Source organism: Sphingobium sp. WR1, assembly GCF_059693745.1.
Genome location: NZ_JCATID010000019.1, coordinates 18,582 through 30,720, shown reverse-complemented (window position 1 = coordinate 30,720; position 12,139 = coordinate 18,582). Strand labels below are relative to the sequence as shown.

The following is a 12,139-nucleotide window of genomic DNA, read 5'->3' as shown; positions in this document are numbered from 1 at the left end:
AGGATGTCCTGACATGCGCCGCCTTGCCTTAACCCTCATTGAATGACGCTGGTTCCGTAATGATCCGCTAGGGAAGATGACGAAAGTTTAACGTCCTCCCTGGAACTGGCGCAGGAACTCATTGTCCGGCGACAGGATGATGTTGGTCTGCCCGCTCCGGTCGGGCGAGAAGGTGTAGCGATAGCTCTGCATGGCCCGGTAGAAATCGTAGAATTGCGGGTCCTTGCCATAGCTTTCGGCATAAATGCGCGCGGCGTTGGCGTCCGCTTCCGCGCGGATGATCTGCGCCTGCTTGGCGCCTTGCGCGCGGATGGTGAGCGCTTCCTGCTCGCGCGCGGTGCGCATCCGGGTGAAGGCGCTTTCCAGCGGCGTGCCATCGGGCAGGTCGGCGCGCTTGATGCGCACGTCGACGATCTCCGCGCCATATTGGCGGGCGACGCGGTTCAGGCCAGCCTCGATATTCTGCATCACCTGGCCCCGTTCGGGGCTGAGCAGCGCGGCGAAGGGCCGCTTGCCCAGTTCGTTGCGCAGCGCGGAACCCAGGATCGGGCGCAGCGCGTCGGACACGCGCTCTTCGCTGCCCGCCGCGATATACATGCGCAGCGGATCGACGATGCGGTAGCGGGCGAAGGCGTCGACCTGCAGGCGGAGCTGGTCGGTCGACAGCACCTGCTGCCGCTCCATTTCGACCGACAGCACGCGCTTGTCGATCCAGACGATCTGGTCGATGAACGGCCAGCGCCAGATCACCCCCGCGCCGGTATGGCCGAAACTCTCATTGGGCCGGTAGCGGTTGATGATGTCCTTCGGATCGCCGAAGCGGACGATCACCCCCTGCTTGGTTTCGGGTACGATGGCGATGGTGCTGCCCAGGATGATGAGCGCGACGAGCGCGATCATGGCGAGGGCGACGGGATGGCGCAGGATGGACATCACTGGGCCTCCGTGCTGTTCGCGGCGTCGGCGGGCGTGGCCTGCTGCGCCCGGCGCCTGAGTTCGGGCAGCGGCAGATAGGGCGTCACATTGCCGCCCTCGACGATGGTCTTGTCGACGTTCGACAGCACGCCCTCCATGGTTTCATAATACATGCGGCGGCGGGTCACGTCGGGCGACAGCCTATATTGCTCATAGACCTTGTCGAAGGCCGCGGCCTCGCCCTGCGCCTTGGCCGTCACCTGCTGCGCGGCGGCGCGCGCTTCATTGAGATAGGTCTGCGCCGTCTGCTGCGCGGCGGATACCGCCTTGAACGCATCGTTGACCGCCGTCGGCGGATCGGCCTGCTTGATCGCGACGCCCTGGATGCGGATGCCCGATTTATAGCCGTCCAATATCTCCTGCATCCGCTGTTCGACCTGCTGTTCGATGGTGGTGCGGCCCGCGCCCAGCGCATCGTCCAGGCTCACGCTCGCCAGAACGGAGCGCATCGCGCTTTCCGCCACTTCGCGCACTGTCGTGTCCGGGTCGGACAGCTGGAACAGATAGAGTTCGGGATTGCGGATGTTCCACCGCACCGAATAGGCGAGGTCGATGATATTCTGGTCGCCGGTCAGCACCAGATTCTCGCTCTCCGCGCTCACCGATCCGATGTCGATGGTGCGGATTTCCTCGACATCGACCGTCCTCACCGCCTCGAACGGGGCGGGCAGGGTCAGGCTGATGCCGGGGGAAAGGGTGCGGCTATATTTGCCAAGCAGGGTGACGACGCCGCGCTCCTGGGGGCCGACCCGGTGAAAGCTGGTCAGCACCAGCCACAGGACGACCAATATGCCGATGGCGATGGGCCAGAGCGCCCGCCCGGTCGCGCGCGGGGGCAGGCCGCCAAAGCCGCCGCCCTGGCCGCCACCGCCCTGACCGAAGCTTTCGCGGCCCCGGCGCAGCAGTTCCTCGATCGCCGACGGGCCTTTCTGTCCACCGGACGGCTTGCCCGGCTGGGTCCACGGATTGCGCGGGCCGCCGTCGCCGCCCTTCTGTCCGTCCCCGTCCGGTCCGTCATTCTTTCCGCCCCATGGGCCTTGGACCATCGTTGTGATCGCGGGCATCCACCCGAATATTCTTCTCATGGCCTCTTCTATAGGAAGGCTCATTGACGAAAAACAGTGCCAATGGCTCCGAATATTGCCTACAGGGCGTCGCCATGACCGATCTTGCCGATTTTGCCGCCCGTTTGACGGCTCTGACCGACGGCCGCGCCAGCACCCCGCGCGTGAAGGACGGGGTGATGACCCTCGCGCTCGACGTGGGCGGCCTTGCCCCGGACAAGCGCGATGGCCTCGCCGCCGCGATCCGCGACGGCGGCTTGACCGTGCCGGGCGTCACCGACGTGCGCATCGCCATGACCGCCGAGCGCAAACCGTTGCGCATCCTCGCCGTCGCCTCGGGCAAGGGCGGGGTGGGCAAATCGACCCTGTCCGCCAATCTCGCCGTCGCGCTCCATCGGCTGGGGATCAGGGTCGGGCTGGTCGACGCCGATATCTACGGCCCGTCGCAGGCCAAGCTCATGGCCAGCGAGGACCAGAAGCCGATCGCGCGCGACAAGAAGCTGGTGCCCGTCACCGGCGTGGCCGGCATTCCGATGCTGTCGATGGCGCATCTGGTCGAACCCGGCCGGGCGCTGGCGTGGCGCGGGCCGATGGTGGGCAATGCGCTGACCCAGCTGATCGACGCCGAATGGGGCGATACCGAATTGCTGGTCGTCGACATGCCGCCCGGCACCGGCGACATCCAGCTGACCATGGTGCAGAAGCACAAGCCCGCCGGCGCGCTGATCGTCTCCACGCCGCAGGATCTGGCGCTGATCGACGCTACCCGCGCCGTCAGCCTGTTCGTCCAGGTCGGCGTGCCGATGGTGGGGCTGGTCGAGAATATGGCCGGCTATGCCTGCCCCCATTGCGGCGAAGTGTCCGATCCCTTCGGTCAGGGCGGCGCGGAAAGCACGGCGGGCGAATTGTCCATGCCGTTCCTGGGGCGCATCCCGCTGGCGATCGACATCCGCCGCCGCTCCGACGCGGGCGATCCCCCGGCGGCGGGCGAAGGCGCCCATGCCGACGCCTTCCGCGCGATCGCGGAGAAGGTGGCGGGGTGGTTGAGGAAGATGGGCTGATGGCTGAACAGTTTGAAAATCTGGATGACGAAGATGATTGGGACGAGGAGTTTGCTCGGTCCCTTATAGGCCAAACTTTGCTGGTCGGGTTGACCTTTGTCACCCATGATGATGCATTGATTGAACGTCGTCAGATTTATGGTGTCGTTGAAACTTGCGATCCCAGTAAGGGAATAGCCATCAGGGAGCGCAGGACCGGGGAGGTCGTGACAATCGCCCCGGTATTGGATGCCATCGAATTCGGTGATCCGGGCGTCTACAAGTTGAGCGACCATGACGAAGTCGTCGAAAATCCTGACTTCACAGCGCTTATCACCGTCAGGAAGCCCAACCGCCACTGAATCCACGCGTTGTGCTTTCGAAAATGCTGGTCGGTTATGTTAAAGCCGCAAGTGCAGGAACTGGTTGAAGTCGCTTCTCCTATACTCGCCGAACGCCTCGCCGTCGGTGAAGCCATGGGCGCGATACAGCGCCAGCGCCGGATCGAAGGCGGGGCCGCTCCCCGTCTCCAGGCTCAGCCGCGCCATGCCCTGCGCCCGCGCCTGCGCGATGATATGGCGCAGCAAGGCGGCGGCTACGCCGCGCCGCAGATGGTCCGGATGGGTGCGCATCGACTTGATCTCGCCATGGTCCGCCGCAAGCGCCCTGAGCGCGCCGATCCCGGCAATGTCCGGCCCGTCCCAGGCCGTCCACAGTTGCACATCGGGCCGCTGCAATCCCGACAGGTCGAGCGCGAAGACGGCCTTGGGCGGGCTGTGGGCCTGCATACCGGACAGGTGGAGGGCCAGCAGGGCGCGGGTTTGGGGATCGGTCAGGTCGTCGGGGCGAATGGCGAGCATGGTGCAGGACTAACCCGGTCGCAGCGCCTTGCAAGCGCGCAGATGCTCCCCATGTCGTATCAGAAGGAGAAGCCCATGCCGCTCACCGCCTCTCAGGACATCGCCGCCCTGCTGACCGAAACCCGCACTATCGCGCTCGTCGGCATTTCCGACCGTCCCGATCGCCCCAGCTACGGCGTGATGAAGGTGCTGCAAGACCATGGCTATCGCGTCCTGCCGGTCAATCCGCAGATCGCGGGCGAGCATGTCCATGGCGAATTCGTCTGGGGCCGCCTGTCCGACATCGGCGTCCCGATCGACATGGTCGACATCTTCCGCCGCAGCGAGGCCGCGGGCGAGGCGGTGGACGAAGCGATCGCGATCGGGGCCAAATCCGTCTGGATGCAACTCGGCGTCATCAATGAAGCCGCTGCCGCCCGTGCCGAGGCGGCCGGCCTCAAGGTCGTCATGGACCATTGCCCCGCGATCGAAATTCCTCGCCTGGGTATCGAACCCATCCGCGCCGAATAGCCCTAGGCATCCGCGCCGCGCCCCTCTATCAGGCAGGCATGGCGCGCGCACCGCGGAAGCAATCGGACAGGAACGTCGGTCGGCGTGGGGGCATCAGCCGGCGGACCTTGCTGGTCGGCGGCGGCGCGGGCGCGGGGCTGCTGATCGCCTGGGGCGTCTGGCCGCGCACCTACAAGCCCAACCTCAACGCCGGGCCGACCGAGACGATCGTCAACGCCTTCCTGAAGATCGACCGATCGGGGCAGGTCATCGTCGTCGTGCCCCAGACCGAAATGGGGCAGGGCGTCACCACCGTCCTGCCGCAGATATTGGCGGACGAACTGGGCGCGGACTGGCGCACCGTCGCGGTGCAGAGCGCGCCGGTCAGCCCGCTCTACGCCAACACGCTGCTGGCGCGCGAATGGCTGGCGAGCGACTGGACCCGGCTGCTGGGGGGCGCGGGCGACTGGGCGATCGAGCAATATGCGACCCGCGGTTCGCTGATGCTGACCGGCGGGGGTACGTCGATCCCGATGTTCCACGACGCCTATCGCGACGCGGGCGCGGCCGCGCGGGTGCTTTTGTGCAAGGCGGCGGCGGCGCGCTGGAACATTCCGTGGGAAAGCTGTGACATACAGGACGGCATCATCTCCGATGGAGCCGAGCGTCGGATGAAGATCGGCGATGTCGTCAGCGACGGTGTGAACTTCGACCTGCCCGATATCCTGCCGCTGCGTCAGGGGCAGGATGGCCGCCTGTCGGGGCAGGATCTGCCGCGTCTCGACACTCCGTCCAAGATCGACGGCAGCCATAATTTCGCCGCCGACATCCGCTTGCCCGACATGGTCTATGCCTCGATCCGGCAGGGGCCGATCGGCGACGCGGTCCTCGCCGGGCTGGACGAGCGCTCGGCCGGCGGCGTCACCAGCTTCCTCAAGCTGGTGAAGCAGGAACGCTGGGTCGCGGCGGTGGCGAGCAACTGGTGGGCGGCGAACAAGGCGCTGGACCTCGCCGATCCCGTCTTCACCCTGCGCGGGCGCGCGGTGAGCAGCGGCGGCATCGACGAAGCGCTGGAAAGCGCCTTCTCCGGGTCCGCCGGCCGTCGCCTTTATTCGCAAGGCGACCTTCTCCCGGTATTCGAAAGCGCGACCATCCTCGCCAGCGAATATCAGGTCGATGCCGGCCTGCATCTGGCGCTCGAACCCATGTGTGCCACAGCGCGCGTCGCCGACGATGGCGCGGAAGTGTGGATGGCGACGCAAGCGCCCGGCCTTGCCCGCGACGCCATCGCCGATGCGCTGGGCCTGTCGGCCGGCGCGGTGACGCTCTACCCCCTTCATGCCGGCGGCTCCTTCGGGCGCAGGATGGATACGGAGGCGGGCGTGCAGGCGGCGCTCATCGCGCGCGACATGGGGCGTCCGGTGCAGCTCTCATGGTCGCGGCTGGAGGATGTGATTCAGGATCGCCCCAGCGCGCCCGCCCATGCCCGCATGGCCGCCAAGCTTGGGCGCAACGGCGCGATCGAGGGATGGCTGGCCAAGGTCGCGACGCCCTGCGCCATGACCCAGACCTGGGCGCGGATCGCCGATGGCAAGCTGCCGCACGAAGCGGCCGAAGGCGCGGCGAACAAGGCGACCCGCCTCGCGGTCGCCGGCATGGCGCCGCCCTATGCCATCCCCAATTGGGCGGTCGATCATTATCCGACCGATGTCGGCCTGCCGCTCGGCTTCACGCGCGGCAACGCGCATCTCCACAGCGCCTTCTTCACCGAAAGCTTCATCGACGAGCTGGCCCATCTGGCGAAGATGGAGGCCATGTCCTTCCGCATCCAGATGCTGGGCGGCAATCCGCGCCTCGCCCATTGCCTTTCCACCGCCGCGGCGATGGGCGGCTGGCAGGGCGGCATCGCGGGAAGCGGGCAGGGGATCGCCGCGCACATGATGGGCGGCGCCTATGCCGCCGTCATGGTGGAAGCGGCGATGAACGGCGACCGGCTGAGCGTCAACCGCATCATCGCCGCCGTCGATGTCGGCGATCAGGTCAATCCCGACCTTGCCCGCCAGCAGATCGAGAGCGGCCTGGTCTACGGCCTTGCCTACGCCATGGGCGCCTCCGTCCCCTATGAACGCGGCCTGCCGACCCGCGCGATCCTTGGCCGCATGAACCTGCCGCGCCTGGCCGATGTGGGCGAGGTGACGGTCGAGCTGATGCGCAGCACCGCCGACCCCGCCGGCGTCAGCGATCTGGCCGCGCCCCTGGTCGCGCCCGCTATCGCCAACGCCCTCTACACCTGGACGGGCCAGCGATTGCGCAGCCTGCCGCTCGTGGGCAGCGCATGACCCTGCCCGCCGATCATCCTGCCATCCCGGCTCCAAGGGTCGGCATCTTGCTGATCAATCTCGGTACGCCCGACGCGCCCGATCCGAAGTCGGTGCGGCGCTATCTGGCCGAGTTTCTGTCCGATTCCCGTGTCGTGGAGATCCCCAGGCTGGTCTGGCAGCCGATCCTGCACGGGATCATCCTCACCACCCGGCCGAAGAAGTCCGCCCATGCCTATCGGCAGGTGTGGACCGACGAAGGCTCGCCGCTCGCCGTCCACACCCGCGCCACCGCGCAGGCGTTGCAACAGGCGATGCCGGAAGTGACGGTCGACTGGGCGATGCGCTACGGCAATCCCGCCATATCGGACCGACTGGCCATGATGAAGGCGGCGGGCTGCGATCGCATCCTGCTCGCGCCGCTCTATCCGCAATATAGCGCCGCGACGACCGCCACCGCCAATGATGCGGCCTTTGCCGCGATGAAGGCGATGCGCTGGCAGCCGGCTATCCGCACCCTGCCGCCCTATCATGACGACCCCGCCTATATCGGCGCGTTGACGGCATCGATCGAAACGCAGCTGGCCGCGCTCGATTTCACGCCCGACGCCTTGCTCGCCAGCTTTCACGGTATGCCCGAACGCACGCTGCATCTGGGCGATCCCTATCATTGCCAGTCGATGAAGACGGTCCGCCTGCTGCGCGAGGCGCTCTCGCTGCCCGTCCATATGAGCTTTCAGTCGCGCTTCGGGAGGGCCAAATGGCTCGAACCGGAAACCGAAGCGACACTCGCCAAATTGGTAAAGAATGATGTCAGAAATATTGCTGTTGTAACGCCCGGATTCGCGGCGGATTGCCTTGAAACCCTAGAGGAAATCGCCTTGCGTGCGAAAGCCGTTTTTTTGCGCCAGGGTGGTGAAAATTTCGCCTATTTGTCTTGTTTAAATGCGTCGCCGGAAGCTATCACTCTCTATCGGAGGCTAATGAGCCGCGAGCTTTCGGGTTGGATGCACTGACCAATATTCGAAGAGGAGGCCTATATGTCGAGAGTGGCGATCGTGACGGGCGGAACGCGGGGCATTGGCGAGGCGATCAGTCTGGCGCTCAAGGATTTGGGGTATAAAGTCGCCGCCAACTATGCCGGCAATGAGGAAAAGGCGAAGGCCTTCACCGACGCGACCGGCATCGCGTCCTTCAAATGGGACGTGGGCGACCATCAGGCCTGTCTCGACGGCTGCGCGCAGGTCGCCGAAGCGCTTGGCCCCGTGGACATCGTCGTCAATAATGCGGGCATCACCCGCGACGGCGTGCTTGCCAAGATGAGCTTCGACGACTGGAACGAAGTCATGCGCATCAACCTTGGCGGCTGCTTCAACATGGCCAAGGCGACCTTTGGCGGTATGCGCGAGCGCGGCTGGGGCCGGATCGTCAATATCGGGTCGATCAACGGTCAGGCGGGCCAATATGGTCAGGTCAACTATGCCGCGGCCAAATCGGGCATCCACGGCTTCACCAAGGCGCTGGCGCAGGAAGGCGCGAAATATGGCGTCACCGTCAACGCCATCGCGCCCGGCTATATCGACACCGACATGGTCGCGGCCGTTCCTGCTCAGGTGCTGGAGAAGATCGTCGCGAAGATCCCGGTCGGCCGCCTCGGCCAAGCCAGCGAAATCGCGCGCGGCGTCGCCTTCTTCTGCTGCGAGGAGGGCGGCTTCGTGACCGGCAGCACGCTGTCGATCAACGGCGGGCAGCATATGTATTAATGCAGGCGGGCGGCCCCTTGATGCCCTCGGGGCCGCCCCTTGCTCCGCCGGTGAAGCGGAGCGTCACGATCGCCGGCCATCAGACGGCGATCAGCCTCGAACCGATATTCTGGGATGCGCTGCGTCGCGCCGCATCCGACGAGAATGTGCCGATCAATGCCCTGATCGCGCGCATCGATGTCGCGCGTCTTGCTGCCGATCCTGCACCCAATCTGGCAAGCGCCATTCGGTGTTGGCTTTTTTCCCGCGCGCAAGAAAATAAATAATAATTATTCGCATTAGCGTTGACAGTAAGAGTGATTCTCAATAGCTGGCGCCCCAACTAAGACAGAGGGGGAGTCTGCTCCATGAGCAAGATTGCATCTACATCGTTTCTGGCGCTCGGTTGCGTCGGCGCGCTCGCATTCGCCACGGCCGGCCAGGCGCAAGAGGGGGAGCAGGGCCAAAAGCTGGGCGGCATGACCGTCACCGACACCGCCATCGACGAATCCGAAGTGAAGGTCGAAAAGCCGGAATCGCCCAAATATGTGCGCCCATTGCTCGACATGCCGCAGACCATCACGGTGTTCGGCAACCAGACCATCCAGAAGCAGAATCTCCTTACCCTGCGCGACGTGCTGTCCACCATTCCGGGCATCACCTTTGGCGCGGGCGAAGGCGGCGGCGGCTATGGCGACAGCATCAACCTGCGCGGCCAGAGCGCCAATACCGACATCAGCATCGACGGCGTGCGCGACAGCGCGCAATATAGCCGCACCGATCCCTTCAATATCGAACAGATCGAAGTCACCAACGGCGCCAACTCCGTCTATGGCGGTTCGGGGGCGATCGGCGGCAACATCAACATCGTGACCAAGCGGCCCAAGGCGCAGGATGAAACGCTGGTCCAGGCCGGAATCGGCACGTCGGATTATTATCGGGCGACGATCGACAGCAATGTGCGCGTGTCGGATTTCGTCGCGGTGCGCCTCAACGCCATGTATCATGAAAATGACGTGCCGGCCCGTCAGGTCGACCGCTATGAACGCTGGGGCGTGGCCCCGTCGGTCAAGCTGGGCGTCGATGGCCCGACGTCGCTGACGCTGCTCTACACGCATCAGGAAGACAAGAACACGCCGCTCTATGGCGTGCCCTACTATAAGAACGCCTTCTATGACGGTCCGCTGCCGGGCGTGCCCTACAGCAGCTATCTGGGCTACAAGAATATAGACAGGCAGGACCAGACCATCGATCAGGCAACTTTGATCTTCGATCACAAGTTCAGCGATGTCGTGTCGTTGCGCAACCTGTCGCGCTGGCAGCGGGTCGAGCAGAATCTGGTGGTCGATCCGCCGCAGGGCGGCACCTACTGTCTGGCGAGCGGCCTCACCCAATTGGGCGTCGCCTGCGCCCCCGGTCAGGTTCGGGGAATATATTATCCGGGCGGTCCCCGCGGCAATTTCCGGGACTCTGTCAACCAATCGCTCTACAACCAGCTCGATCTGACCTTCAACATTCCCGGCGGCCACACGCTGGTGGTTGGCACCTCGGCGATGCAGGAAGATTATGCGCTCGACAGCGGCAATGTGCTGCGCAACGCAGGTGGCGGCTTGCCCAACCCGACGCTGAATCCGATCCCGATCGGCGTCGCCACCGATTATACAGGGCCGGTCAACGCCATCCGCACCAGCCATCAGGATGGCGACACCTTCAACGTCGCGGCCTATGCCTTCGCGGCGGTCAAGGTCGTCGAGCAGCTGGAGATCAACGGCGGCATCCGCTGGGAGCATAACCGCGCCCGCTTCCGCTCGGACACGATCGCGACGCCGGCGGCGGGCGGCGCATATACGACCGGCGCGCAGCAGAATGCGACCGACAATCTCTTCTCTTATCGCATCGGCCTGGTCTACAAGCCGGTGGAGAATGCCAGCCTCTACATCGCCTTTGGCAATTCGAAGAATCCGACCTCGACCACCGTCCGCGCGGGCTGCGGCCTTGCGGCGGCGGCCAATCTCAACATCGACCCGTGCGACCTGTCGCCCGAAGAGGCGCGCAACTATGAGATCGGCGGCAAGATCGACCTGTTTGACGGCCAACTCCAACTGACGGCCGCGCTGTTCCGCAACGAGCGCACCAATTTCCGAGTAACGGCCAATGATCCCTTCGTCGGCAACCTGCCGGTGGGCGACGGCCGCAACAAGGTGGACGGCATCACGCTCGGCGCGTCGGGCAATATCACGCCGGAATGGACGATTTTCACCAACTATACCTATCTCGACACCAAGGTGAAGCAGTCGATTTCCGACTATTGCCTTGAAAATCCGAACGCCAGCTATACGCCGCCCGGCACGACCACGGCGCTGACCTGCCCGGCCTTTGATCCCCAGGCCGGAAACCCGATGACCAATACACCCAAACATTCGGGCAGTCTGTTTACCACCTATACGCTGCCCTTCGGGCTGCAACTGGGCTATGGCCTGACCTATCAGGGCAGCTGGTATCTGACCAACCTGACCGGCGCGCCGATGTACAAGGCGGACGATTATCTGGTCCATCGGGCGATGCTGTCCTATCCGATCACGGACAAGTTCAGCGCGCAGCTCAACGTCCAGAACTTCACCAACAAGAAATATTATACCAGCATTCGCAACAATGGCTGGGCCAATCCCGGCGAGGGCCGCTCGTGGGTGCTGACCCTGGGCTACAAGCTGTAACGGACCCTGTATTTTCCCCGGCACGTCCCGGCCGGGGTAGAAGGACGGGCGGCGACACATTCTGGCCTTTTGGCCAACCTCCTCGGGCCGCCGCCCGTCCCGAACTTTGCCGAATATTGCTGGAACGCAATTGATTCGCATTAGGCTTCGCGTTATGGGCGCGGAAAGGGAGGCGCTTCCATGCTGCAAGCCGCGAGCCGGCCGATCGACGACTATGGCCGCACGCCGGAGCCGGACATTGCCCCTATTTCGGGCGAAGTCGCGGTTCCGCTCGCGCCGGTGCAGGCGGTCGCGGAACGCTATCGCGCGCGGTCCCGCCCCAACATTGCCGCCATCACCGCCATAGTGGTGATCCACGCATTGGCGATCGGCGCGCTGATCCATGTGCGCAACCATGTGCGGCATATGGAGGAGGCCAGGCTGACCGTAGTCAATCTGAGCCCGCCGCCACCGCCGCCCGCTGCCGAAACGCCGCCACCTCCCCCATCCAAACCCGAAGTGGTCGCGCCGCCGCCGATCGTGCGGACGCCGGTGCCCCCTGTCCAGACGGTGCAGACAAGGCCGGACCCGGCACCGCAACCGACCCCCGTGACGGTTGCCCCCCCGGCGCCGCCCGTCCCCGCACCTGCTCCCCCGATCGCCGTGCCTTCGCAAGCGCCCCAAAATGTCGATCTGACCGCGCGGCTCATCTCCGCCAAGCCGCCGCGATACCCGATCGAGAGTCGGCGCAAGCGTGAGCAGGGGACCGTCAAGCTGGGACTCATCGTCGCTCCGGACGGCAGCGTGGACAAGATCTGGATCGCCAACTCCAGCGGCTTCGACCGCCTCGATAAGGCGGCGCTGGACGCGGTGCGCAAATGGCGATGGGCGCCCATGGCCGACGGGAAGCCGGCAAGGGGCTGGCTGCCTATTCCCTTTGTCATCCAGGGCTGATTTC

Annotated in this window: 12 protein-coding genes; 9 read left to right on the top strand and 3 right to left on the bottom strand. The window is 65.0% G+C overall.

Features of this window, described 5'->3' with window-relative positions; translation table 11 throughout:
- Positions 1–87 precede the first annotated feature (87 nt).
- Positions 88–933, bottom strand: coding sequence for a protease modulator HflC (hflC, locus tag AC58EF_RS19735; protein ID WP_497278098.1), 846 nt, complete (start codon positions 931–933; stop codon positions 88–90).
- The gene (hflK, locus tag AC58EF_RS19730; protein ID WP_497278097.1) at positions 933–2,060 is read right to left on the bottom strand and encodes an FtsH protease activity modulator HflK; all 1,128 of its coding nucleotides are present in this window, start codon (positions 2,058–2,060) and stop codon (positions 933–935) included. Before hflK ends, hflC begins: the two co-directional genes overlap by 1 nt.
- Before the next feature lie 74 nt (positions 2,061–2,134).
- Here hflK and AC58EF_RS19725 point away from each other — a divergent pair, with 74 nt between their 5' ends.
- Both AC58EF_RS19725 and AC58EF_RS19720 read left to right on the top strand, forming a co-directional pair.
- A complete protein-coding gene (locus AC58EF_RS19725) occupies positions 2,135–3,100 on the top strand; it encodes an Mrp/NBP35 family ATP-binding protein (protein ID WP_497278163.1) in 966 nt (321 codons plus the stop codon).
- Entirely contained in the window at positions 3,100–3,441 is a 342-nt protein-coding gene (locus AC58EF_RS19720) for a hypothetical protein (RefSeq protein WP_497278096.1), read from the top strand. Before AC58EF_RS19725 ends, AC58EF_RS19720 begins: the two co-directional genes overlap by 1 nt.
- Before the next feature lie 39 nt (positions 3,442–3,480).
- Here AC58EF_RS19720 and AC58EF_RS19715 read toward each other — a convergent pair whose 3' ends face one another.
- A complete protein-coding gene (locus tag AC58EF_RS19715) occupies positions 3,481–3,939 on the bottom strand; it encodes a GNAT family N-acetyltransferase (protein ID WP_497278094.1) in 459 nt (152 codons plus the stop codon).
- Between the two features lie 75 nt (positions 3,940–4,014).
- Here AC58EF_RS19715 and AC58EF_RS19710 point away from each other — a divergent pair, with 75 nt between their 5' ends.
- From AC58EF_RS19710 to AC58EF_RS19680, 7 genes are all read left to right on the top strand, one after another.
- Positions 4,015–4,449, top strand: coding sequence for a CoA-binding protein (locus AC58EF_RS19710; RefSeq protein ID WP_497278093.1), 435 nt, complete (start codon positions 4,015–4,017; stop codon positions 4,447–4,449).
- Between the two features lie 38 nt (positions 4,450–4,487).
- The gene (locus AC58EF_RS19705) at positions 4,488–6,767 is read left to right on the top strand and encodes a xanthine dehydrogenase family protein molybdopterin-binding subunit (RefSeq protein ID WP_497278092.1); all 2,280 of its coding nucleotides are present in this window, start codon (positions 4,488–4,490) and stop codon (positions 6,765–6,767) included.
- Entirely contained in the window at positions 6,764–7,762 is a 999-nt protein-coding gene (hemH, locus tag AC58EF_RS19700) for a ferrochelatase (RefSeq protein ID WP_497278091.1), read from the top strand. The genes AC58EF_RS19705 and hemH overlap by 4 nt, the downstream gene beginning before the upstream one ends.
- Positions 7,763–7,786: 24 nt before the next feature.
- A complete protein-coding gene (phbB, locus tag AC58EF_RS19695; protein ID WP_497278089.1) occupies positions 7,787–8,509 on the top strand; it encodes an acetoacetyl-CoA reductase in 723 nt (240 codons plus the stop codon).
- A gap of 20 nt (positions 8,510–8,529) precedes the next feature.
- On the top strand, positions 8,530–8,775 hold the full coding sequence (locus AC58EF_RS19690) for a ribbon-helix-helix domain-containing protein (protein ID WP_497278087.1): 246 nt from the start codon (positions 8,530–8,532) through the stop codon (positions 8,773–8,775).
- 81 nt (positions 8,776–8,856) lie between these two features.
- Positions 8,857–11,202, top strand: coding sequence for a TonB-dependent receptor (locus AC58EF_RS19685; protein ID WP_497278086.1), 2,346 nt, complete (start codon positions 8,857–8,859; stop codon positions 11,200–11,202).
- Positions 11,203–11,382: 180 nt separating this feature from the next.
- Positions 11,383–12,135: an energy transducer TonB gene (locus tag AC58EF_RS19680; RefSeq protein ID WP_497278085.1), complete on the top strand. Its 753-nt coding sequence runs from the start codon at positions 11,383–11,385 to the stop codon at positions 12,133–12,135.
- Positions 12,136–12,139 lie beyond the last annotated feature (4 nt).

What these genes read in the sequence shown, in the direction of transcription:
- AC58EF_RS19720 (WP_497278096.1), top strand. Translation starts at nt 3,100, where the DNA reads ATGGCTGAACAGTTTGAAAATCTGGATGACGAAGATGATTGGGACGAG.
- hflC (WP_497278098.1), bottom strand. Translation starts at nt 933, where the DNA reads ATGTCCATCCTGCGCCATCCCGTCGCCCTCGCCATGATCGCGCTCGTC.
- hflK (WP_497278097.1), bottom strand. Translation starts at nt 2,060, where the DNA reads ATGAGAAGAATATTCGGGTGGATGCCCGCGATCACAACGATGGTCCAA.
- AC58EF_RS19705 (WP_497278092.1), top strand. Translation starts at nt 4,488, where the DNA reads ATGGCGCGCGCACCGCGGAAGCAATCGGACAGGAACGTCGGTCGGCGT.
- AC58EF_RS19680 (WP_497278085.1), top strand. Translation starts at nt 11,383, where the DNA reads ATGCTGCAAGCCGCGAGCCGGCCGATCGACGACTATGGCCGCACGCCG.
- AC58EF_RS19685 (WP_497278086.1), top strand. Translation starts at nt 8,857, where the DNA reads ATGAGCAAGATTGCATCTACATCGTTTCTGGCGCTCGGTTGCGTCGGC.
- AC58EF_RS19725 (WP_497278163.1), top strand. Translation starts at nt 2,135, where the DNA reads ATGACCGATCTTGCCGATTTTGCCGCCCGTTTGACGGCTCTGACCGAC.
- AC58EF_RS19715 (WP_497278094.1), bottom strand. Translation starts at nt 3,939, where the DNA reads ATGCTCGCCATTCGCCCCGACGACCTGACCGATCCCCAAACCCGCGCC.
- AC58EF_RS19690 (WP_497278087.1), top strand. Translation starts at nt 8,530, where the DNA reads ATGCCCTCGGGGCCGCCCCTTGCTCCGCCGGTGAAGCGGAGCGTCACG.
- AC58EF_RS19710 (WP_497278093.1), top strand. Translation starts at nt 4,015, where the DNA reads ATGCCGCTCACCGCCTCTCAGGACATCGCCGCCCTGCTGACCGAAACC.
- hemH (WP_497278091.1), top strand. Translation starts at nt 6,764, where the DNA reads ATGACCCTGCCCGCCGATCATCCTGCCATCCCGGCTCCAAGGGTCGGC.
- phbB (WP_497278089.1), top strand. Translation starts at nt 7,787, where the DNA reads ATGTCGAGAGTGGCGATCGTGACGGGCGGAACGCGGGGCATTGGCGAG.